Here is a 21853-nt window from a genome sequence, read left to right on the forward strand (position 1 = left end):
AGGGCCGTGTTATGTGGCGGCCATTTCCAGTCCCAGAAGGTCCGCCACGCCCATGGCGAGATCGGCCAGGGTGGGGTGCTGCCAGACGAAGTTCCGGGACACCGAGACGGCGAAGGTCCGCTCGATGCGCACCCGCATCTCCATCGCCAGGAGGGAGTCGAATCCCAGGGATTTCAGCGGGATCTGCGGGTCGACGGTGCCGTCGCCCAGGCGCAGTACCGCCCGGACGTGCTCCGCCAGGCGCTCCTCCAGTGCCGCTCTGCGCGCCAGGCCGGTGGGCAGAGCGCTGAGCCAGGCCCGCAACTCCCCGGCGTCGTCGGGGGCTTCGGTGCCCTTGGCTTCGGTCCCCTTGGCAGGGCGCTCGGTCGGGACCGCGCTGAAGAAGGGGAGGTGCCGGCCCGCGGAGGGGAGCCAGGTCTCCGACGGCCCGGGGAGCACACCGGTCTGCACCCGCCGCCGGGACAGCAGGCCGTACAGCGCGGCCATGCCCTGCTCGGTGGGGATGGTGTGGTAGCCGCGCCGGCCGAAGTCGGTGGCGACACCCGTCTCGCCCCAGGGGCCCCAGTTCACCGCCAGGGTCGGCAGGCCCTGGGCGGAGCGCCAGGCCGCGAAGCCGTCGAGCCAGGAGTTCGCCGCGGCGTAGGCGCCCTGGCCGGGGTTGCCGAGCAGTGAGGCCATCGAGGAGAACGCCGCGAACCAGTCCAGCGGGCACCCCTCGGTGGCGTGGTGCAGCCGCCAGGCGCCCGCCGCCTTCGGCAGCCAGATCCGCTCCAGTTGTTCGTCGGTGACGTTGGTGAGGGCCGCGTCGTCCAGGACCATGGCGCAATGCACCACCCCGTGCACGGGGAAGCCCCCGGTCGCCGCGGTCGTCACCAGCCGCTCCGCGGTGCCCGGTTCGGCGATGTCGCCGAGCACCACCGACACCTTGGTGTCGTCCTTGCCCAGGTCGGCGATCTGCCGTGCGGCCTCCGCGGAGGGGGCGGAACGTCCGTTGAGGACGAGGTGCCCGGCGCCGTTGTCGGCGAGCCAGCGTGCCGTGGCCAGCCCCAGACCGCGCAGTCCGCCGGTGACGATGTAGGCGCCGCCCTTCCGGACCGGCAGCGGCATCTCGGGCAGCGCGGCGCGGGCCCGGCCGGCGTGCGGCACGGCCAGCACGATCTTGCCGATGTGCTCGGCGGCGGCCATGGTGCGGAAGGCCGTCGTGGCTTCGGACAGCGGGTATTCGGTGCAGTGCAGCGGGGTGAGCCGGCCGGCCTCGAACTCGTCGAGGACCTCCTGCCAGACGCGGGCGAACGCGTCGGGACGTTGGCGGCGCAACTCGATCAGATCGACGGTGCGCAGGGTGACGTTGTGCCGCAGCGGCAGCATCCCCAGCGGGGCGTCGGAGAGGATGTCGCGCACCCCGAGCTCCACGAACCGGCCGAACGGGCGGAGCGTCTCCAGTCCGGTGCGGATCGCCGCGCCGGACAGCGAGTTGAGGACGACGTCGACACCGTCGCCGGTCACCTCGCGGACCTGCTCCCCGAAGTCCAGGGAACGGGAGTCCATGACGTGCCGGATCCCCATGCCGCGGAGGTAACGGCGTTTGTCCTCGCTGCCGGCCGTGGCCAGCACGTCGGCCCCCAGCGCCCGGGCCACCGCGATCGCCGCCAGCCCGGTGCCGCCGGTGGCCGAGTGGATCAGCACCCGCTCCCCGGCCGCGAGGCGTGCGACATGTCGCAGGGCGTACCAGGCCGTCACGAAGGCGACCGGCAGGCCCGCCGCGGTGACCGCTCCGAGACCGGCGGGGATCGGTGCGACCACCTCGGCCGGGGCGGTCAGGAACGAGCCGAACGCCCCGCCCCGCAGATCGATGGCGACGACCTCGTCCCCGACCTGCAGATGCTCCACCCCGGCGCCCACCGCGCTGACGACGCCGGAGCACTCGAATCCGATGCGGTAGCGGACGTCCTCGTCGCCCGGGAGCAGCCCCATGGCCGTCAGCACGTCCCGGAAGTTCAGGCCGGCCGCGGTGACCCGCACTTCGACCTCACCGCGCTGCGGCGGGCGCCGCCGGACCGCGGCGTACTCCAGGCTGGACAGATCGCCCAGCCGGGCCGCACGCAGCCGGAACCCGTCCACGCCGTACTGCACGACGCAGGGGGTCAGCGGCCGTTCCTGCTCGGCCGGGGCACGTCGCAGCCGGGCCACCCACCGTTCGCCGGCGCGCAGCGCGACCTCGTCGTCGTCGGCGTCGGCCAGCAACTCCTCCGCCACGTCCGTCGGGTCGGCATTGCGGGCGTCGGCGTCCACCAGCGTCGGGCGCAGTTCGGGGTGCTCCAGGGCACCCACCCGCACCAGTCCCCGGACGCTGCTCTGCCCGACGTCGACGGTGTCGTCCCGCAGTACGTCGCGGGCGCCCTGGGTGATGACGTACAGCCGCGGTGACGTCGAGCTCGCGGTGACGGCCTGCAGGACGGCGAGCAGTCTGCGGGTGCGCCGCAGCGATTCCTCGGTCGGCTCGGCACGGCTCTGCCGGCCGCACACCAGCACCACCCCGCGCGGGGGTTGGAGTCCGGCGGCCAGGCGTTCGCTGAGGGAGGTGCGGAGGGTCTCCAGGGGTGTGTCGTCCAGCGGGCGGTCCCAGACACTGGTGCGGGCACAGCGGCCGCGCAGCGCGGCGGCCAGTACCCGGGCCGATCCGTCCGCCTCCCCCACCAGGAGCCAGCTCCCCGGGGCCTGTCCGGCCCCGGTTGCGGTCCGGGGGGAGGATTGCCAGTCGATCTCCAGCAGCCAGTCGTCGGCCGCCGGAGCGCTGCGTGCGGCCCGCCGTGCGAAGCGCAGGCCGTTGACGGCGAGCACGACCGCGCCGTCGCCGTCCAGGAGCCGGACGTCGGCGACCACGCTGTCCGGTGCGTTCTCGCTGATGAGCGCGTGGCAGTACGCGGCCTGCGCGGCATCGCCCAGGACGCGTACCGCCTGTACGGCCACGGGCAGCACGGGTGCGGTGTCGTCCTCGTGCATCAGCGGTGCCACCGCGAGCTGGGCGCAGACGTCGAGCAGGACGGGATGGACCGCGAGGCCGGGGGCGGGGTCCTTCGCCCGGGACGGGAGGGTGACCTTGGCGAGGTAGCTGCCGTGGTGGCGTTCCGTGCGCAGTTCGGTGATGCCGGTGAAGGCCGGACCGTGCTCCAGTCCGCGCCCGCGCAGGTTCCGGTACAGGTCGCCCGGGTCCAGCCGGACCGGGTGACGCACCGTGAGGGCTTCGATGGGCCGGGGCCGGGGCTCCGGTCGTACGGTCAGCCGGTGCAGCACCGCGTCGGCCTGCCGCTCCCAGTCGCCGTCCTCGCCCCGCGCGAGGATCTCGCAGTGTGCCCGGTCGGGGGCGGCCATCGTCACGACGGTGCTGACGTCGGTGTGCCGGTCCAGTCGCAGCAGTTGCTCGAAGTGGACGTCGGTGACGTCGACCTCGTTCGGGGCGGCACCGAAGACCTCGGTGGCTGCCGCGAGCGCGACGCTGCAGTGGGCAGCGCCGGGCATGACCGGGTCGCCGTGGACCCGGTGATCGGCGAGCCAGGGCAGTACGTCGGTGCCGGCGTCGGCGCGCCAGCAGTGCCGCACGGGCTCGCCCGGCACTTCGGAGTGCCTGCCGGGCAGGACGGAGTCGTCCGGGCCCGTGGGCGCGGAGTTGCGCGCGGCCTCGGCCCAGTGGTGGCGCCGGTCGAAGGTGAGGGTGGGGGCGTCGACGAGGTTCCCGCCGTCGTACAGGCGCCGCCAGTTCACCGGGACTCCGGCGCAGTGCAGTGCGGCGAGCTGGGTCCGCAGTGTGGTCGGTTCGTCCTCCTCGCGGCGGAGCGTGGGGAGCACGGCCGGGGAGGTGACCAGCCCGGACAGGCTCCGCTCGACGGAGTGGGTGACGATGGGATGGGGCGAGAGCTCCACGTAGACCTGGTGCCGGTCGGCCGCCGCGGTGGCCACCGCCTCGGCGAACCGCACGGGGCGGCGCAGGTTGTCGCACCAGTAGTCGGCGTCGAAGGACGGGGTGGCACCTGCCTCCACCACGGTCGAGTAGAACCGCACCGTGGGGGGCATCGGCGTCAGCCCGGCCAGCGCCGTGCGCAGTGCGGGCAGGACCGGGTCGACCAGCGGGCAGTGGGAGGCGACGTCCACGGCGATCGGGAAGACCGGGATCTGCCGGGCCTCCCAGGCGGCGGCCAGTCGGCTCACCTCCGCGGTGCGTCCGGCCACCACGGTCGTGTCCGGCGAGGACAGCACGGCGACCGATACGGTCTCGGCCGCGCTGCCCGCGAGTTCCTCGCGCACCGCGTCGGCGCTCAGCCCCACGCTCACCATGCTGCCGGTGCCCGCGATGTCGCTGAGCAGGCCGGAGCGGCGGCAGATGACCCGGACTCCGTCGGCGAGCGACAGGGCGCCGGCCACCACCGCCGCCGCGACCTCGCCCATGGAGTGGCCGATGACCGCGGCGGGTTCGACGCCGTACGAGCGCCAGGTGGCGGCGAGTGCGATCTGGAGGGCGAACAGCACCGGCTGCACCTCGCCGCAGCCTTTGACGGGTCTGCCCTTCCGGATGATGTCGACCACCGACACCTTGCTCTGTGCCCGGACGAGTTCGCCGACCTCGCTCAACGCCTCTCGGAAGGCCGGTTCGGTCGTCAGCAGGCCGCGGCCCATTCCGGCCCACTGGGAGCCGTGGCCGGAGAACACCCAGACCGGTTGCCGCTCCACCGCCGCGCCCACCGCCCCGGTCACCACCGCGGGGTGTCGCTGCCTGTCGGCGAACGCCCGGAGGGCGCCGAGGAGTTCCCGGCGTCCCGCGGCCACGACGCCGAGCCGGCCGCGGCCGGTGCAGCGCCGCAGGGCCAGGGTGTGCGCGAGGTCCCGCAGCGGTACGTTCGCGCCCTCACCGGACACCCAGTCCGCGAGTCTGCCGGCTGCCGCGGGCAGCACGTCCGGGGAGCCGGCCGGGACGAGGAAGACGTCGGGTGCCGAGGGGGCCGGCTCCTCGGAGCGCCGGGGGGCCGAAGTACTCGGAGCCTGCTCCAGCAGTACGTGGGCGTTGGTTCCCGAGAAGCCGAAGGAGGACACCGCCGCCAGCCGGGCCGGCGTCGGCAGGGGCCAGGCGGTCAGCTCGGTGGGCACGAAGAAGCGGGTGTCGGCTGCCGAGATGGCCGGGTTCCACTTCCGGAAGTGCAGGTTCGCGGGGATGGCGCCGCGCTGCAGGCACAGCACGGCCTTGATCAGCCCGGTGACGCCGGCGGCCGGTTCCAGATGTCCGACGTTGGTCTTGACCGAGGTCAGGGCGCAGCGGCCCGGGCCGTCGCCGTAGACGTCCGCCAGTCCGGCGAACTCGATGGGGTCGCCCACCGGGGTGCCGGTGCCGTGGGTCTCCACCATTCCCACGTCCTGGGGGTCGACCCCGGCGCGCTCCAACGCTTCCCGGTAGAGGGCTCGCTGGGCGGCGGCCGACGGTGCGGCCAGTCCGTCGGACGAACCGTCCTGGTTCGTCGCGGAGCCGCGGAGTACGGCCAGTACGCGGTCGCCGTCCCGAAGGGCCTCGCTGAGGCGTTTGAGCACCACCACGCCGCAGCCCTCGCCGCGGACGAATCCGTCGGCCCCGGCGTCGAAGGTGCGGCAGCGCCCGCTGGCGGAGAGCATGCCCATCCTGGCGAAGGAGCGGGTGATGCGTGGCTGGAAGGTCAGGGTGACGCCGCCGGCCAGCGCCAGGTCGCACTCGCCGGCGCTCAGTGCCTGGCGCGCCATGTGCACGGCCACCAGCGAGGACGAGCAGGCGGTGTCCAGGGCCACGCTCGCTCCGTGCACTCCCAGGAGGTACGAGACCCGGCCGGCCGCCACGCAGTGGCCGTTGGTCAGGATCGATCCTTCGAGTTCCTGGGGCGTCCCGGTCAGGTGGTCCATGTAGTCGCCGTAGCTGATGCCGGTGAAGACGGCGGTCGGGGTGCCGTGCACCTGCTCGGGCGGCAGGCCGGCGTGTTCCAGCGCCTCCCAGGTGACTTCGAGCAGCAGGCGGTGCTGGGGGTCCAGGACATCGGCCTCCCCGCCTGCGACGCCGAAGAACGCGGCGTCGAAGCCCGCCACCTCGCGCAGGTAGCCGCCCGGCAGGGAGGTTGGTGCTCCGGGGTGTCCGCGGCCGGGCGCGTCGCCCTGGACGAGGCGCCGGCGTTCGGGGGGAAGTTCGCCGATCGCGTCCCGGCCCTCGGAGAGCAGCCGCCACAGGGCTGCGGGCGACGGGGTGTCGCCGGGGAGCCGGCAGCCCATGCCGATCACGGCGATGCGCTCGGTGTCGGTCGGGGTCTGCGGCGCGTCGGCCGGAGGTAGCGTGTGGTTGCTCATCGGGTCTCCGTACGTAGGCGTGGTCCGCGGTCACACGACCTGGGTGCTGCCGAGGAGGATGGCGTTCTTGACCCCGCCGACCTGGTAGTTGAAGTTCAGCGCGAGGTCGAAGTCGAGCGGGCGGGGACGGACGCCGGGGACGGGGTCGAAGGGCAGCCCCTCGGCGGGTTCCTCGCAGTTGGCGGTGGGGCAGACCTGCCCTCGCTCGATCATCATCAGGGTCAGGGCGACGCCCGTGCAGCCCGCCGGGGCGCCGTTGTGGCCGAAGCAGCCCTCCTGCGACGTCATGATGGGCTTCTCGTCGCCGTACAACTCCCTGATGGCGGCGGATTCGAAGGCGGTGACGACGACGTTGCCGTCGCTGCCGCCGTGGACGTACGGCACGTTGCCCAGGTCCCACCGGTCGCCGAGGCAGCGGCGGACGGCGGTGACCAGTTCGCTGCCGGTCTCGTCGCAGGCGAGCGGGTTGGCCAGGCCGTCGCGGGTCATGGCGGTGGAGAGCACCTGGCCGTAGATGTGCGCACCGCGCCGGACGGCGTGGTCCCAGCTCTCGATGATCAGGGTGGCCGAGCCCTCGCCGTGGTTGATGCAGTCCGCCCGGCGGTCGTAGGGGCGCATGAGCGAGAGGAAGGACGGGACCGTCTCCGGCATGCCGGGCGTCCGTACGTTCTCGTAGCTCTGCTGGGCGCCGTGCAGCAGCCGTTGGATGTTCTGGATGAGGTGCATGTTGAAGACGTCGACGCCGGTGACGACGGCGATGTCGACCTCACCCCGGTTGATCATCTGCCGGGCGTTGCCGATCTGCACGGCGGACGAGGCGCACCCGCACGAGACCGTGTACGTGGGGCCGTTGGAACGGACGAGCGCGGACTGGACCAGTGCCACGTCGGAGGGGGTCACCGCCTGTTGGGCCGCGACGAACAGCTCCATGGCCTCCGGTGCGGTGGTCGTCGCGGGGTCGGCACGGAGCACCGACAGATAACTGTCGATGTTGGCGTCCACTCCCCCGCGTCCTACCAGGATCGCGGCATTGCCGAGTTCGCCGTCCCGGAAATTGAGTCCGGCGTTGTCGCAGGCATGTGCCAGCGAGAGGAGGCCGTAGCGATGTGCCGTTGTGTAGTGCCCGGAGAAGAACGGCGGAAGGTCCGGGAAATGTTCGTCAAACATTTCCTGGGTGAGGCCGACGGCACCGTAGTAGACCTCGTCGTACGTGAGGCACGACCGGCCGTTTGAGGCGACGTCCCATGCCTCTTCGGCCGTGAAGACCGGTTTCGTCTGGCCGGGCAGACAGAACCCCACGCCGGTCACCACGGCGCGGCGGCCGGTGTCCTGGTCTTCGGGGTACACGGCTGGTTTCATGGCAGGACTCCGTCCCTCACGAGGATCGTCATGCGCCGTCCTCTGTGAACTGGTTTCTTCCTCGGGGCGCGCGTTGCCTATTCGGCAATGGACGTGCGGTAGTGCCAGCGGTAAACGGGCACTTGTTCGCCGTCCAGCTCGGCGTATTCGCCGTAGAATTCGAAACGCTCGTAGCCGCTGCCGCGCACGAGCCGTACCGGATCCCGGATTTCTTCACGCGAGTTCTGGGGAAGGGCCGTCCCCCCGGGCTCGTCGACGAGAATCACGATGTTTTTTCGTGGCATGGTCCACTCCGGGGTTCTTTCGCAGGTTTTCTGGTTCGCAGCCGGATTCCCGGCCGATGGCGATGCAGAGATGCGGTGGGGGAACCTGCGTGGAGGTCACCGCTGGGGCGGCACCTGCCGGAGGGGCGACGAAGGCCGTGCCTGTCGTGTTACCGGCGGGGCTGCGCCGGTGAGTGGACGGTCGACAGCGGCGAAGGCGGTGGCCGCTGTGATCGTGGTGGCCTTGGGGACGGTCACCACGCGGAAGTCGATAGTCTGGCGCCCCTCGCTCGGCGGTGGGGGGCCGATCAGCCGGCGCCGGAAATCCGGCGCCGGCTGACGGATCCAAGACCCTCCGCCGGGGACGCCCATACGGCAACGGTCTGACCCGTAACCAGGCACGGGGCCGGGCCAACGAGTAGGCCGGAGCCGCTCCCCGGAGAGGGTGGGCGGCCCACCGGTTGGATGCGAATAGTTATCCATGCACTCAGGGTGGGCTACAACAGTCAACCGAAAAGGCCACCCATTCGGAGCAGCGCGAAAAACCGTGAACTCGCACCAACCAACTTGCGCACCGGCATTGATGGGTGCTTTTAATTCACTCATGACCGATGCTGCGCCGCCATACCTCCACCCGCTGTGCAATGAAAAGATGACGTGCGCCACCGCCAACTCGATGCTCCGGATTCGCACACCGGGAGCTCGGGCGGTACAAAATCGGTTGCCTCAGGACGTCAACCAGTCGGTAGGTATGCCCGATGACCTGTGACGGGGCTTAGCACATCTTTCTGAAGTACCCACGGCCGGACACCGCCTTCACCGTGTACGAACAATTTCCGCCACCTCTTAGCACGGGCGACAACTCCCCCATCAGACAAGGGCAATTGGAGAATGACGATTGTTTTCTCGGCACGGTCTTCCCGCACGGTCGACAGCCGCACGATGTCACTCGCCGAGTACGGCGGATATCGGTGGGCAGCAGCGATGGAGGGGCTGGAGCCCCTGACGATGTGTCCGTACGAGGCGGGATGGCGGCTGCGTGTCCTCCCGGCCCTCGGGCACGTCCTCGTACGGCAGATGACGCGACGGGACGTCAACCGGGCGCTGCACTGCTGGATCGCGGACGAATACGGGCTGTCGACGGTGAAGAACAGCCTGGCGGTGCTGGTGCGGGTCCTCGAACAGGCCGTGCGCGACGGGGTCCTCGACGCCAATCCCGCGCGCCTCGCCGGCTGGCAGCAGGAGTACCAGCGCGCCCAACGCGAACGCAGCACCCCGCGGTCGCTGGCGCTGCCCGACCCCGCGGCGCTCGACCGTCTGGCGGCCAGGCTCGTCCAGCAGTCCTCTGACGGCTACCAGGGCTGGGGCGACATCGTGCGCTTCACGGCCTGGACGGGCACCCGCTTCAGCGAGGTGTCCGCCCTGCGCGCACAGGACATCGACCCGGTGACCTGGACCTGGCACGTATGCCGGCACACCGTCTTCGTACCGGACGGGCTGACCGACTGCCTGTGCCGGAACCGGAGCCGGCGTGCGGTGCCGCTGCGTCCCGCGGCACGGATACTGCTGGCCCGGCGGTTGCAGGCGGCACGCCAGGCACCGCAGACCCGGCTGTTCACCGCACCGTCCGGTGGCCGTTTTTCCACCCCGCTGCTGAGGGAGGCGACCCGTTGGGACGACGTCGTCGTGGAGCTGGGGCACGATTTCCTGCTGCGCAACGACCTGCGGCCCACCGGGCTGACTTGGATGGCGGACGCCGGCATGCCGATGTCCGAGTTGCACGACGTCGCCGGGCGCCCTCCGCAGGACGAGGTCCGGCGCTACCTCCCGCCGAGCGCGAGCCCCGGGCGCTAGGACGAGCCCGTGGCGCCCCGGCAGAGTCCGGCCCCCGTCCCTGAGGGACGGGGGCCGGACGACGGGGACACCACGCCCGGGGCGAGGCCCTGGGGAGATTGCCTACCTCACAGGTAGGTGAACCCACCGGAGACTGTGCCGCTGCCGCCCGGGGTGGTCACCACGACCGGGACGTTGCCGCCTTCGCCGGGTCCGGCCGGAGTGAGGCCGAACAGGAACGAGCCGCTGGGGTCGGTGCCCAGCACGGTCGCGGGAGTGTCCCCGAACGTCACGGTCGCGTTCTGCAGACCGGACCCGATGATGATGAACGGGGTGCTGCCCGCGGACGGACCGGAGTTGGGGACGATCGCGAGCGGCTGCGGGACCGGCGGCGGGGCCTGCACCACGTAGAGGTAGGGCACCGGGTTGCTGGTGCCCGCGGCGTTCGTGGCGGTGACCTGCGCGACACCCGCGTCGTGCGGCGGGGCCTGCACCGTGACGGTCAGCCCGAGGGGATCCTGCCCGACGATGGTCGCCGGTGAGCTCCCGAACAGCACGCTGGTCGTTCCGGCCAGCCCCAGGCCGAACAGCGTCACCGTGTTATCACCGTCGACGGGTCCCGAATTGGGCAGCACGGCGATCAGAACCGGACCGAGCTGCGGGAGCTGGGGAAGCTGAGGGAGCTGAGGGAGCTGAGGGAGCTGAGGAGCCTGGAGCTGCGTCTGGACCTGCGGATTCGCTGTGTTCGAGCATTCGCACATGGAAGTTCTCCTGCTGTCTGCGGGATGTCGCCCGGATCGGCCCGCAACGAGGTGTTCACGGGCCATGAGTCCGAGCACTGGCAGCAGCCGGCCGTACCGGAGGAGAACACGACGGCGCGCAGGGGCCTGCTCACCTTCGCGAGGGGAGAGGGGCCGTCACGCTGTCGGCTTCCTTCACCACCCCGCGTGCAGGGGGCTGGCGGGCGGACCGACCACTGAAGCCCGAGGGGGATGGACGGCCCACCGACAGGCACCCCCAGTAACCCAGAAGGGTTTGCCGCCGGACAACGTCCTTGACCTGGGGCCACTCGTTCAGCGCAGCGCGCATTCCGGCGGAATGACAACGCGGGGGAAAGCGGTGGGGGCCCGGGCGTGCGGCCCGGGCCCCCAGCTGTCTACGGAGCCGTCAGCTTGCGCTGGCCAGAGCGCTGCTGATTGCCGAGGCCGTCGACTGCTCCGAGTTCAGGGCGGCAGCCGAGGCCCCCAGCAGGTTGAACACCGTCGCGGAGAGGTTGCTGGTCGTGGCGGTGAGGACGTTGGCCGTCACATTCGAAGGCTGCCCGAGGCAGTCGACCGCTGCCCCCAGCAGCGAGGTCGTGGTGGACAGGTTGTAGTTGCGGGCGGCGGCGGTGTTGTTGGCCTGGTCCGCCGCGATCGCAGCGTTGTTGGAGTTCTGGGCGGCCTGGAGGTCGGTCACGCAGGCCGATACGGCGGCCTTCGCGGGCGCGGCCGAAGCGATCGGGGCGACGCCCAGAGCAAGAGCTATCGCGACGACGGACGTGCCGGTGGCGGCGGCGATACGGAGACGGTTCATGGGAACTCCCTACAGGTGTCATCCTCGCCGAGCGGCAAGGAGAGTGGGTGCCGGAGGAACACCGGGTCCCTTCCAGAGGGCTTGCGGAAAGCTGGCAACAGCCGCCAATGGCTTGCCTGTTGGGAGCGCGAGCGGGCGGGCGTCATAGCGCCGACTTCCCGGGGAAGGGATGGGCGGCCCGCCGGTTCGGATGCAGCCAGTAAAGCAACGCGGACCGGCCCCACGTAACCGGCATTGACCACAAGGCACCCGTTTGGCCTAAGCCGGCAACGCCGCGAAGCGAGCGGACGACTGGCCCAACTTCCGTGCCTTGGAAGATAGTTGGGGATCATTCCGCTCTCGATGGCTCACTCGCCGCGCTCGATGGCCGCCAGTACCCGTCCGGCGCCGTCCTCGGCTGCGATCAGCCCGGAGAGGCGCTGCGCGCGCCGACGGTAGCCGGGATCGCGCACGGCGTGCCGGACGGCCTCCGCCAGCCTCTCCGCAGAAAGTCGCCGCACCGGCAGCACACCGGGACTGACTCCGAGGGCCCTCAGACGGGACGCCCAGAACGGCTGGTCCAGCATCACGGGTACCGGCACCGCCGGCACCCCGGCCCGCAGACCGGCCGCCGTGGTGCCGGCCCCCGCATGGTGTATCACCGCGGCCACCTGCGGAAACAGCTGCGCATGCGGAACCTGGCCTATCGTCAGCAGGTCGTCTCCGTGGAGGGACAGGCCTGCCTGGCCCGTCTGCAACACCCCGCGTACGCCGGCGAGCCTGAGGGCGCGGGCCACCAGACGCCCGAGGTCCTCCGCGTCCCCGAGATGCATGCTGCCGAAGCCCACGTAGACCGGCGGCGGTCCGGACCGCAGGAAATCGGCCAGTCCGGGGTCCGGCGTCCAGTCAGGGTCCTCCGCCGGCCACCAGTACCCCACCACGTCCATGCCCGGCCGCCAGTCGGAAGGTCTGGGTACGACCCTGGGGCTGAAGCCGTGGTACACGGGTGATGCCGCCCGCCTTCGCCGGACGGCGTGCGCCGTCACGTGCAGGCGCCGCCGCAGATGACGCACCGCCGGTGCGTAGAGGCGGACCAGCAATGACTGGGCGCAGTGGCCCGCAGTCAGGTTGCCCTGCGGTCCCAGCGACGGGAAACCCGAGATGACCGGGGGGAACTCCCGTGTGGGGGCCAGTGGTTGCAGGTAGACCCCGCTGCTGGGCAGTCCCGTTCCTTCCGCTGCCACCAGCGCCAGGGGAGCCAGGCCGCTGGAGAACAGAAGGAGGTCCGCACCGGAGGCGCAGGCGTCCGCCAGCGCCTCCCCCATCACCGGTCCCAGATCGCGCACCACACGGATCTGCTCGGTCACGGAGAGGCCGGCCTTCGCCGGTGGGCGCCGCGTGCCGGGGCCGGCTGACGCACCCTGGTCGAGCGGCAACGGAAGAAAGTCGAGTCCACAGCGGCGGACCAGCGCGGCGGAGCGCTCATGCGTCGCCACCACCACCTCGTGCCCGGCTGTCCTCAAACGAGTCCCCAGGCCGGTGTACGGGGCGACGTCCCCGTGCGAACCCGCGGAAGCTATCAGCACACGCATGGCCAACTCCCTTCATTGGCAGGCGTGTTGAACGATCAGTTACGTCGTGCAATCACCCGGTAGGCGTTGGACAGACGGGTGCGGCGGATGACGGGCGCCAGCAGGAGGTCCGCTGCGAAGAGGGCGACCAGGGCGGGTGCGGTCTGCTGCAGCAACAGCCTGCGGAGCCAGCGCCTGAGCGGGCCCGGTCTCTTGGGATTCCAGGGCTGATCCTCGTACGGCAGAACGGACTTGAGCAGGTTGGCCGCCGCGGAGGTGAGGTCGGTGGGGATGTGTGGCGTGCGCCGGTCGACGGCCACCACCGTGAAGCCGTGCTCGTCCAACGCCTCGCAGAGGTTTTGCAGCGGAAGGAGGTGCAGGTGCTGCGGTTGCAGCCACGGGCCCCACCAGCGGCCGAGCAGACGGGCGGAGAGGGACTGCGGATCGGGGACCTCGATCACGAGATGGCCGCCTACGCGGAGCGTTCGGTGCGCTGCATCCAATTCCCTGCGCGGTGTGGGGGTGTGTTCGAGGTAGTGGTACATGCTCACCACGTCGTACCGTGCGGCGAACCGGCGACTGAGGTCGGTGAACGATCCTCGGTGGGCTCGCGCGATGCGGCCCTCGCGTGCGGCGCTCTGCACGCCATCGCCCTGGTCCAGCCCGTGGAATTCGGTGTCCGGATGAATTTTCCGGGCCGTGGCGCAGAAGTGGCCCTGGCCGGTTCCCACGTCCAGCCACAGCGACGGGCGACCGTAGGGCAGCACTGCGCGGGCACGTGCCCGGTAGAGCATGACCGCAAGGGGCGAGGAGGCCAGTCGCGCCATCGTCGCCCGTCCCAGGCCGTCGTAGCAGTCGCGGTAGTAGAACTCCCTTCCCTCTTCGCTGAGTCGGGGGTTCTGGAAGACGTGACCGCAGCTGCAGCACTGATCGAGTACGAAGATCCCCGGTTTGCGCTGGAGGTGGTCTCTGGTGCGCAGCCGCCGGCGCAGGCTGGTGGAGGTGCACCAGGGGCACTCGGTCCGGCGGGGTTCGAAGAACCGCTCCAGGCCCTGTGCCAGGTCGCTCTGGTAGCCGGGCCTGAGGGCGGCGACCCTCTTCCGGCGCTCGTTCGACATCCTCATGGGGCACCTCTTGCGTTGCTTGCCGATGGCTGTGGTGGGCCCGGAGCCGGTCGCCGTCCTGTCGCGGAGGGGCGGACCCTCGGACCCAGTGGGGGTGGAGACGTTGCTGCCTGCGAAAAGGCGCGGCGGTCGGTGCGAGCGCCGGACCGGCGCGAGGCAGGATGCTCCGCTGTCTGTGGGAAGGGGAATGCGCGGGGGCCTGCCCGGTGGGGGTTGGGGGGAATTCCGGGTAGGCCCCCGCGCGCCTGGCCGGGAGGGGCCAGGCTCAGCGACCCGTAGTGTCAGATACCGGGCCCTGCGGTGTAGGTGAAGGCGCCCGCAGCAGTTGCCGCTCCGCCTGTAGTGGCCACCACTCCATCCACCGTGCCGGCGGCCCCGGGTGGGGTGACGGCCGCAATGATGGTGTCGCCGATGACGTCGAACGATGCCGGGCCACCGCCGAAGGAGACCGCCTGCGTGGTGGTCAGCTGGGTACCGGTGCTGGTGACGGCTGTGCCACCGCCGGTGGAGCCTTGGTTGGGGGTGATGGGCATGGTGCCTCTTCTCACTGTGGGGGGACATGCCTGGCCCGCGGGCCGGGCGCTCTGCTGTGCTGCGGTGCGCGCCCTGATGTCGCAGCGAGCCGGTGGTGTCGTCCGGCTGCCCGGTGGTGGGGTTCGGCCGTGCCGTCAGTCCGCGCAGCCCGGGATGCTTCCCGCACAGGCGCAGTCGTCCGGCGCGTACCGCACAGGGGCCTGGGCACGGGCGGTGGCCGGTACTGCCCTCAGGCCCGCGGTCAGAGGACAGACCACGAGTGCCGACCGAAGAGCACGGGCGGTTGGCATGAGGCCCCCAAGCGGTCGTGCGAGCCGCTGCTCCTGCCCTGCTGAGAAGCAGCACGGGCGGGCGAGGCAGGTCCTCTGCCGAGGGAACCGGTAAGGCATCGCCGTCGTCAGACCGGTGCGGGGCCGGGACTCCAAACCGGGAAGCGAACAGAAACCGCCGTCACGTGCTCCCCCGGAGAAGATGGGCGGCTCACCGGATTGGACGCACCAAGTAACCCACCAGGGTGACGGGGCGGGCAAGGTTTCCGGAGGAGGGTCATCCGAATGGCCGCGCGCGCACGTTGCGCTGTCCGGCGCGCGGCCTGAGCGGGCTCTGACGTTCGCTCAGTGGTACGGACACCGATCCCTCCCGTGGGTCTGCTCGTCGACGGGCGAGAAGCGGACCGCACCTCTCTCCAGCGCAGTGGATGCGCTGTCGCCGGACGAGGGAGCGCAGGACCCGGATGTCCCTGATCGCCACGGCTTCCGACGACCGGTTGGTGCGACGGTGGACCGTCCCTCACCACCGGGCACCGGACAAGGACACCACGCGGACGGTTTGAGTGCCCGACACACTGGTGAACACACACCTTGCACGTACCACTGGAGCGAAACCGCGCCTGACCGCGGTGCTGCGGCAACGGGAGCGAGGGGGGTCGAGGTGTCCTCCGGCTTACGGGCGGTTGCCCGTCTGGTCACGGCGATCACGGTCATCACGGCCTACATCGCGTTGCACTTCACCGTCACCGCATGCCTGGACCTGCAGGCCCGTGACCGTTTCCGCGAGGCGCCGGTGCGGGCCGCTGCCTTCGTCGCCGCACTGGACCGCTACGCCGACGGAGAGCGGTCCGCGCGCGCTGACATCCAGCGGATCGACGCGTGGTTCGGCCGGAACGCCCCGTCGGGGGCGAGCCAGTCAGCGATCTCCGCCGCCGCCGACGACGCCGAGGAGGGCAGGGTTTCCCTGGCCCGCGAGCACCTGGCCGGGCTGGCGGCAAAGACCGCCCAGGATCAGGCGGGGCTCGACCGGGAACTCAGCTCGTCGACCGCGGCCGCGCTGTACTTGGCGGTGCCCGCTGGGGTGCTTCTCGTGCCGGCGCTCCGGCTGCGTCATCGTCGCCGGTCGGGCGCCGCGGAGGTCGTAGACGTGGTCAGCCGGTTCGTCCCGCCCCAACCGTGGTGGCGGCGACCGGTGTTCCTGGTGTTCAGCTGGTGCGGATACGCCCTGTTCGCGGCGGGCACCTTCGCGGTCACCGGGGCGGAGCGGCAGGGCTACAAGATGCCGCTGGAGGCACAGGTGCTCTTGCTGCTCGGTGGTCTGGCCGCGCTGGGCGCCGCCGTCCTGATCCTGCGTCACTGCCGTCCACGCTCGGCGCGCAGCGCGGCCCAGGCCCTGCTGGCCGACGGCCGTAAGCCGGTGCTCTACCTGCGCAGCTTCGCCGACGACGACACCGCGGCCTCGGTCGACGACGGGGCGCCGATCAACCTCCATTCGCGGGAGGAGCAACTCGCGGCGGCATTGAGCGCCTTCGGCCCCGTCATTGCAGTGGGAAAGCCCGGGGAGCCGCTGCCACGCCTGGGAGCGGCGCGGTTCTATCTGCCGCCGGACGACTGGCAGCCCGGTGTCCTGCGGCTGATGGAGCTGTCCCAACTCATCGTGCTGGGCCTCGGATCGGGCGAGGGGCTGTGGTGGGAGGTCGAGCGGGCCCGCGCCACTCAGCCCGCGCGGAAGCTGGTCCTGCTGGCGCCCGGCGGACGGCCGGACGTGGTCGAGCGGCTGGCCGAGCATCTGCCGGCACCGTCCCGGCTGGACGAGGTGATCGCGGGTGACTCCTGGATCTCCGCCGTCATCGCCTTCGCCCCCGATGGGACACCCCAGGTGCGTCCGGTGGAGCGGCGGGCCGGGACCATGACCCGGCGAGGCGGTTTCGGGTACCTCGTGGCCCGTTTGAGGAAGGTCGGTCTGATGTCGATGACCGTGACCACGCCCGCGTACGACGTGATCCGTGCCGTGAAGGCCGCTCTGGCGTCGGTGGGGGTGCGCAGACGGATGTTGGCCTTGAAGGGACTTTTCGCTGCGCAGGCCGCGTTGTGGGCAGGTATGGCGCTGGTCGTGGCCCTGGGCCTGCTGTCCTGGCTCGTGTCCCGGGCACTGCAGCTCTTCGGCCCCTGACAGCGCCGCCTGCGGGAAAGGAGAAACGGCAGACGTGTCAGGGCGCTCCGGAGTAGCATCCCGCCTCAGGGATTGTTCAGCGTTTGCGCGGGATTCGGGGGAATCATGGACGGTCCGCAGGAAGCCACGCCGATGCATGCGAGCCTGGCCGGTCCGCAGCGGCCCAGGACGGTGACCGGAACGGGCACCGCCGCGATGGCACTGATCTTGCTGGTGCTGGTGGGCGAGGTCTTGATCGCGGTGTCCGACTGGCGCACTTACCTGGTCGTCCACGACTACAAGGCCGGGGCGGCGGCGATCATGGACCTTGAGGCGGCCGACGACTTCTCGCAGCTGGTGTCGCTGCCGTCGGTCGTGGCATGGGTGGCAGCCGGCGTGGTGTTCCTCGTCTGGTTGTGGCGGGCGCGGTTCAACGCCGAGTTGTTGGGCGGCGCCGCCGCGCAGCGCCGTTCCCGGGGCTGGGTGGTGGGCGGTTGGTTCACCCCGGTGGCCAACCTGTGGGTTCCGTACCAGGTCGTGTCGGACATCTGGCGGGCCAGCGCACCCCGGCGGCCGGTCCCCACTGGACTGGTCCTGGCCTGGTGGGCGCCCCTCGTGGTGAGCGCGGTCCTCGGCCGGGCCCTCCTGGGCCTCTACGTGTCGGAGGAGATCACCGAGGAGAGCCTGCTGAGCGCCGCGAAGCTGTCCACTTTGAGTACCGTGCTCGATGTAGTCGCCGGTCTGCTGGTGCTGGTCATCATCAGGCGCATCACCGTGTGGCAGAACCAGCGGCTCGTGCGGAGCGCAGCACCTCGACCGGCCGCAGATCGGCCGTGAAAAGCCGGGCCCGGCCGGGCCCGGCTCGTCGGTCGTTGCCCTCATCAGGGCTGGAGCATCACGAGAGACCGGAGCTGTGCGGAAGCAGCAATTCCGAGTCCGCGTGGAGCGTGATGCGCACCGGTGTGAAGGTGGTCGCGTCCACGGGCGACTCCCCGGTGCCGGTGCTGCGGACGTAGCGCGGATGGGCGCCGCCGCTGATCTGCCAGCGTATGCGGTGCCCGACGGCGAAGCGATGGGCGGTGGAGCTCATCGGCACGGTGACCTGCGAGGGCGTGTGTTCCGCCGCCCGGATCCGGCCCAGCCCGTCACACACGTTGACGGAGCGGCCCTGTTCGTCCACGTCGCACAGGCGGGTGAAGACGTCGGCGTGGCCGGTGTCGGTGGAGAGGGTCAGCCGCGCGGAGACCGGGCCCAGAATGTCCACGGGCTCGGTCAGTGGGGGGCCGGTGAATGTCAGGACATCGTCTCGGGCCTCCAAGGTGGCGTTGTCACGAGGTCCGGCGGTGCGGGAGAGCAGGGGGCCGCCGAGTGACGGGGTGGGGTCGGCCGGGTCGTAGCGGAACGTGGTCACCGGTGCGGAGTCCGTGGGGGCCTGCCGGGTGAGATGGCCGCCCGGAACGGGGTACCACGAGGCGGCAGCCGGGGCCGACGGCCAGTCGTCGAGGTCCCGCCAGGCGTCCTCGCCGCCGATGTGTAGGCGCACCGTGGTGGGGCGCAGGTCGGAGGGATCGGCGTACAGGTGGGCGCGCAGCCACGCCAGACTTTCGGCGAACACCTCGGGCCATCCCTGTTGCACGGCGGAGGTGTGCGTCCAGGGGCCGATGAGCAGGGCGGTCTCGCATCCGGCCCGGCGCAGTCGACCGTACTGTTCGAGGGTCTGGTCTAGCAGTACGTCGCGCCACCCGCCGACCAGACTCGTGGGTACCTGCAGCCGGTCCGCCGTCTCGGCCACCGAGATGCCGTCCCAGTAGGCGTCGTTGGCGTCCGGGTGGGCCATCACGTCGTCCAGCCAGGGCACTTCGCCGATGGCGGACACGTGTGCGCCACGCAGCGGCTGCGCGGTGGTGATGTCACGCAGGCGCCTGTGCAGACGCAGGCTCGCTTTCAGCAGCGGTGCCACGCCTTGGTGCTGATACGTCATGCCTGCGCCGACGGCCAGAGCGTTCTCCAGGTGGAGCACACCGTCCGTGTGGAAGAAGGCGGAAGGATCGTGCAACCCCAGCTGCACGACCATCGCCTTCAGCTCCGGTGGCGGGTTCGCGGCCAGGGCCCACTGCACGTATCCCAGGTAGCTGGGGCCGATCGTCCCCAGCCGTTCGTCGAACCAGGGCTGTTCGCGCAGCCAGGCCACCGTGGCCTGGCCGTCAGCGGCCTCGCTGCGCCACGGATAGAACTCACCGCCCGAGCCGCCGGTGCCCCGGCAGCTCTGCAGGACCACGTGGAAGCCTTGTTCGGCGAAGAGCAGGCCGTACATGGGAGCCCACGGCAGCCCCCGGCCGTACGGCGAACGGACCAGCAGGGTGGGGAAGTCACCCTCGGCGCGAGGGAAGTAGTGGTCACTGATCAACGGGATGCCGTCGGCAGCCGGCACCTCCAGCCCCGGCTCGTATCCGACCTCGTGGCGCTTCGCCGGGAGGCCCCGCCAGGTCGCCCTCAACATCCGTGCGGACAGCGGTGGCTTCTTGGCAGACGGCACCCAGGACGGCCTGGTCACGGTTTCGGGCATGCGTGAGGACATGGTTCCCCCTCCTTCATTACGTACACTGTACGAGGATAGGGGATGCACGGATGCTCTGCGCAAGTGCCGCCCCGTAACGGCGGTGGTGGGAGCGTGAGTTCGTGCCAGGTGAGGGAGGAGGCGGGGAACGCAGGGCGTCGGGCGCGGACGGGCCCTGGCTGCGGTTCGGGGCTTCCTCAGTCGTTGAGCAGCCGCCACGTGGTGAGGGCGAGCCTGGCGCGCAACAGGCCGGCGGGTTCGGTGAGTTCCAGGCCCAGGGTCCTGCCGAGCTGTTCGAGTCGGCGGGCGACGCTGCTGTGGTGCAGGTGGAGGAGGTCGGCGGCCCGGCGCAGGGAGCCGGTGGCGCAGTAGGTGTCGAGGGTTTCCAGATCGTGTGGAGTGTCGGCGATGCGGGCGACGGCGAGCACATCGGCGTTGTTGCGTGCGATGTCCTGCGGTATCTCGGCCAGGAGCGCCAGCGCGCCCAGTTCGTCATGGTGGACGACTGGTTGGCGCGAGGTGGTGAAGCGGAGGGCGGTGCGGGCCTCCCGCCATGACCGGTCGGGGCTGGTCGCGGCGCCGAGGCCCGCGCAGACGCCGGCCGGAAACCGATCCGGAGCGATGGCGGTGGCCAGGATGACGCCCACGTCGGCGAGGGGTGCCGCCTTCACCGGGCGGCCCGGGCAGATGAGGCTGCCGATCCGGTCGAGCGGGAGGTGCGACCGTACGGCGACGACGCGGACGGGCAGGTCGGCGGCGAATCCCAGCAGCCGCAACGCCCGCGCACGGCCGGCCTCGTCGCTGTCGGCGCTGATGACCAGTTCGACGAGGGCGGGGTCGGCCATGGTGGTGCGGGCCGGGCCGTACCGCTCGGCGACCGCGGCGGCGGCGAGGGCGAGCCGGTCCAGCAGCACCTCGTCGAGGTCGAGCGAGCCGGACGGGCCGGGCGCGCCGGGGCGTTCCAGCCACACCGTGCCGATCTCCTCCTCATCGAGAAGGATCGGCACCGTGGTGGACGCGGGTGCCGGCGGGGCAGGCGCTTGCCTGCCGTCGGGGGCCATGCGGATCGGCCGTTCCGTGCCGTGGAGTTGGATTCCGGCGACGCATTCCGCCAGGCCCGCCGAGGCCCGGGCGAGGGCCGGGAGATCCACCCGCCGGCGCATCAGTGTGTCGTAGAACGCGACGATGCGGAGCGCGCCGTCGACGTGCGAATCCATTCCTGACAGCCGTACGGCCAGTGCCTCCATGGCAGGAGGATAGGACGGGCAGGCAGGGAGGAGAGGCGCCGTTCGGTGCGTGATCGGGTGGCACTGCCCGACAGTCGGCGGGTGATCCCATGGACGGCAACCGCGAGGATGGCCGACATGGATCCCGAACTCGAAGCGTTCATACCGTTGTTCCCACAGGTCGACCTGCTCGACCCGGTCGCCGAGCGCAATTATTTCGCCGACCTGGCGGCCAAGCTGCCGCCCCCGGACACCACGCGCATGGAGATCGAGGACCGCACGGTGCCCGGCGATCCGGACGTGCCGGTGCGGATCTACCGCCCGCACCAGGCGCAGGGCGCCATCGTGTGGCTGCACGGCGGCGGATTCGTCTACGGCGGCCTGGACACCGAGCATCCGTGGGCCACCCGGATCGCCGACGCATCCGGCGCGGTGGTGATCTCGGTGGACTATCGACTGGCTCCCGAGCACCGGTTCCCGGCCGCCCTGGACGACGCCTACACCGTGCTGACCTGGACGGCCGAGCACGCGGCCGAGCTCGGCATCGACCCGGAACGGATCGCGGTCGGCGGGCACAGTGCCGGCGGAGGGCTCGCGGCCGCGGTGGCGTTGCGGGCGCGTGACCGGCAGGGGCCGCCGATCCGATTCCAACTGCTCAACCAGCCCGGACTCGACGACCGGCAGGAGACCTGGTCGGCGCGGAATTTCCGGCAAACGCCCTGGATGACGCGCGACAAGGTCACCGCGTCCTGGCGCCACTATCTGGGCTCCGCGCCGGCCACCCCGTACGCGGCCCCGGCCCGGGCCGCCGACCTGTCCGGTCTGCCGCCCGCCTACGTGGCCACCGCGGAACTCTGCCCGAACCGCGACGAGGACATCAGCTATGCGCTGCGCCTGCTCCAGGCCGGCGTCTCGGTCGAGCTGCACCAGTGGCCCGGCACCTTCCACGGCTCGCAGGCGATCCTGTCCGCCGAGATCTCACAGCGGCAGATCGCCGAACTCGGCGCCGTCCTGCGCCGCGCCCTGGCCGAGTGAGCCCTGGACGGCGCGTGGCGGCCCC

At 71.2% G+C, this 21853-nt stretch carries 14 protein-coding genes; 4 read left to right on the top strand and 10 right to left on the bottom strand.

What is annotated here, in order from left to right:
* Positions 1–9: 9 nt before the first annotated feature.
* The 3 genes from AB0G35_RS11655 to AB0G35_RS11665 all read right to left on the bottom strand — a co-directional run bounded on the left by AB0G35_RS11655 (position 10) and on the right by AB0G35_RS11665 (position 7994).
* Complete coding sequence (locus AB0G35_RS11655; RefSeq protein ID WP_360947313.1) at positions 10–6351, bottom strand: type I polyketide synthase; 6342 nt, start codon at positions 6349–6351, stop codon at positions 10–12.
* Between the two features lie 30 nt (positions 6352–6381).
* Positions 6382–7710 (bottom strand): beta-ketoacyl synthase N-terminal-like domain-containing protein, encoded by a 1329-nt coding sequence (locus tag AB0G35_RS11660; protein ID WP_360947315.1) that lies wholly within the window; start codon positions 7708–7710, stop codon positions 6382–6384.
* A gap of 77 nt (positions 7711–7787) precedes the next feature.
* A complete protein-coding gene (locus AB0G35_RS11665) occupies positions 7788–7994 on the bottom strand; it encodes a DUF5988 family protein (protein ID WP_360947317.1) in 207 nt (68 codons plus the stop codon).
* 870 nt (positions 7995–8864) lie between these two features.
* Here AB0G35_RS11665 and AB0G35_RS11670 point away from each other — a divergent pair.
* Positions 8865–9827: an integrase gene (locus AB0G35_RS11670; protein WP_360947319.1), complete on the top strand. Its 963-nt coding sequence runs from the start codon at positions 8865–8867 to the stop codon at positions 9825–9827.
* A gap of 107 nt (positions 9828–9934) precedes the next feature.
* Here the strand turns inward: AB0G35_RS11670 and AB0G35_RS11675 are convergent, their stop codons facing one another.
* The 5 genes from AB0G35_RS11675 to AB0G35_RS11695 all read right to left on the bottom strand — a co-directional run bounded on the left by AB0G35_RS11675 (position 9935) and on the right by AB0G35_RS11695 (position 14588).
* On the bottom strand, positions 9935–10633 hold the full coding sequence (locus tag AB0G35_RS11675; RefSeq protein ID WP_360947321.1) for an IPT/TIG domain-containing protein: 699 nt from the start codon (positions 10631–10633) through the stop codon (positions 9935–9937).
* A 340-nt stretch (positions 10634–10973) separates the two neighbouring features.
* The gene (locus tag AB0G35_RS11680; RefSeq protein WP_360947323.1) at positions 10974–11381 is read right to left on the bottom strand and encodes a hypothetical protein; all 408 of its coding nucleotides are present in this window, start codon (positions 11379–11381) and stop codon (positions 10974–10976) included.
* 347 nt (positions 11382–11728) lie between these two features.
* Entirely contained in the window at positions 11729–12952 is a 1224-nt protein-coding gene (locus AB0G35_RS11685; RefSeq protein ID WP_360947325.1) for a glycosyltransferase, read from the bottom strand.
* A 35-nt stretch (positions 12953–12987) separates the two neighbouring features.
* The gene (locus tag AB0G35_RS11690) at positions 12988–14055 is read right to left on the bottom strand and encodes a class I SAM-dependent methyltransferase (RefSeq protein ID WP_360947327.1); all 1068 of its coding nucleotides are present in this window, start codon (positions 14053–14055) and stop codon (positions 12988–12990) included.
* A 281-nt stretch (positions 14056–14336) separates the two neighbouring features.
* Positions 14337–14588 (bottom strand): IPT/TIG domain-containing protein, encoded by a 252-nt coding sequence (locus AB0G35_RS11695; protein ID WP_360947329.1) that lies wholly within the window; start codon positions 14586–14588, stop codon positions 14337–14339.
* Between the two features lie 931 nt (positions 14589–15519).
* On the opposite strand from AB0G35_RS11695, the gene AB0G35_RS11700 reads away from it, so the two are divergent.
* Together AB0G35_RS11700 and AB0G35_RS11705 are read left to right on the top strand one after the other, a co-directional pair.
* Positions 15520–17031: a transferase gene (locus tag AB0G35_RS11700; protein ID WP_360947331.1), complete on the top strand. Its 1512-nt coding sequence runs from the start codon at positions 15520–15522 to the stop codon at positions 17029–17031.
* A gap of 105 nt (positions 17032–17136) precedes the next feature.
* A complete protein-coding gene (locus tag AB0G35_RS11705; RefSeq protein ID WP_360947333.1) occupies positions 17137–17847 on the top strand; it encodes a DUF4328 domain-containing protein in 711 nt (236 codons plus the stop codon).
* A gap of 58 nt (positions 17848–17905) precedes the next feature.
* On the opposite strand, the gene AB0G35_RS11710 is transcribed toward AB0G35_RS11705, so the two are convergent.
* Together AB0G35_RS11710 and AB0G35_RS11715 are read right to left on the bottom strand one after the other, a co-directional pair.
* Positions 17906–19510, bottom strand: coding sequence for a CocE/NonD family hydrolase (locus tag AB0G35_RS11710; protein WP_360947562.1), 1605 nt, complete (start codon positions 19508–19510; stop codon positions 17906–17908).
* A 254-nt stretch (positions 19511–19764) separates the two neighbouring features.
* Positions 19765–20814, bottom strand: a complete 1050-nt coding sequence (locus tag AB0G35_RS11715; RefSeq protein ID WP_360947335.1) for a helix-turn-helix domain-containing protein — start codon at positions 20812–20814, stop codon at positions 19765–19767.
* A 117-nt stretch (positions 20815–20931) separates the two neighbouring features.
* On the opposite strand from AB0G35_RS11715, the gene AB0G35_RS11720 reads away from it, so the two are divergent.
* Positions 20932–21828: an alpha/beta hydrolase gene (locus tag AB0G35_RS11720; RefSeq protein WP_360947337.1), complete on the top strand. Its 897-nt coding sequence runs from the start codon at positions 20932–20934 to the stop codon at positions 21826–21828.
* The last annotated feature ends 25 nt before the right edge of the window (positions 21829–21853 follow it).

The sequence above is a fragment of the Streptomyces sp. NPDC021749 genome (assembly GCF_040640655.1).
In the GTDB taxonomy this organism is placed as follows: domain Bacteria; phylum Actinomycetota; class Actinomycetes; order Streptomycetales; family Streptomycetaceae; genus Streptomyces.

Bases quoted from the DNA above. Each gene is read 5' to 3' on its own strand.
- AB0G35_RS11680 (WP_360947323.1), bottom strand. From the start codon at position 11,381: ATGAACCGTCTCCGTATCGCCGCCGCCACCGGCACGTCCGTCGTCGCG.
- AB0G35_RS11705 (WP_360947333.1), top strand. From the start codon at position 17,137: ATGGACGGTCCGCAGGAAGCCACGCCGATGCATGCGAGCCTGGCCGGT.
- AB0G35_RS11665 (WP_360947317.1), bottom strand. From the start codon at position 7,994: ATGCCACGAAAAAACATCGTGATTCTCGTCGACGAGCCCGGGGGGACG.
- AB0G35_RS11685 (WP_360947325.1), bottom strand. From the start codon at position 12,952: ATGCGTGTGCTGATAGCTTCCGCGGGTTCGCACGGGGACGTCGCCCCG.
- AB0G35_RS11710 (WP_360947562.1), bottom strand. From the start codon at position 19,510: ATGTTGAGGGCGACCTGGCGGGGCCTCCCGGCGAAGCGCCACGAGGTC.
- AB0G35_RS11655 (WP_360947313.1), bottom strand. From the start codon at position 6,351: ATGAGCAACCACACGCTACCTCCGGCCGACGCGCCGCAGACCCCGACC.
- AB0G35_RS11670 (WP_360947319.1), top strand. From the start codon at position 8,865: ATGACGATTGTTTTCTCGGCACGGTCTTCCCGCACGGTCGACAGCCGC.
- AB0G35_RS11660 (WP_360947315.1), bottom strand. From the start codon at position 7,710: ATGAAACCAGCCGTGTACCCCGAAGACCAGGACACCGGCCGCCGCGCC.
- AB0G35_RS11690 (WP_360947327.1), bottom strand. From the start codon at position 14,055: ATGAGGATGTCGAACGAGCGCCGGAAGAGGGTCGCCGCCCTCAGGCCC.
- AB0G35_RS11675 (WP_360947321.1), bottom strand. From the start codon at position 10,633: ATGGCCCGTGAACACCTCGTTGCGGGCCGATCCGGGCGACATCCCGCA.
- AB0G35_RS11695 (WP_360947329.1), bottom strand. From the start codon at position 14,588: ATGCCCATCACCCCCAACCAAGGCTCCACCGGCGGTGGCACAGCCGTC.
- AB0G35_RS11715 (WP_360947335.1), bottom strand. From the start codon at position 20,814: ATGGAGGCACTGGCCGTACGGCTGTCAGGAATGGATTCGCACGTCGAC.
- AB0G35_RS11720 (WP_360947337.1), top strand. From the start codon at position 20,932: ATGGATCCCGAACTCGAAGCGTTCATACCGTTGTTCCCACAGGTCGAC.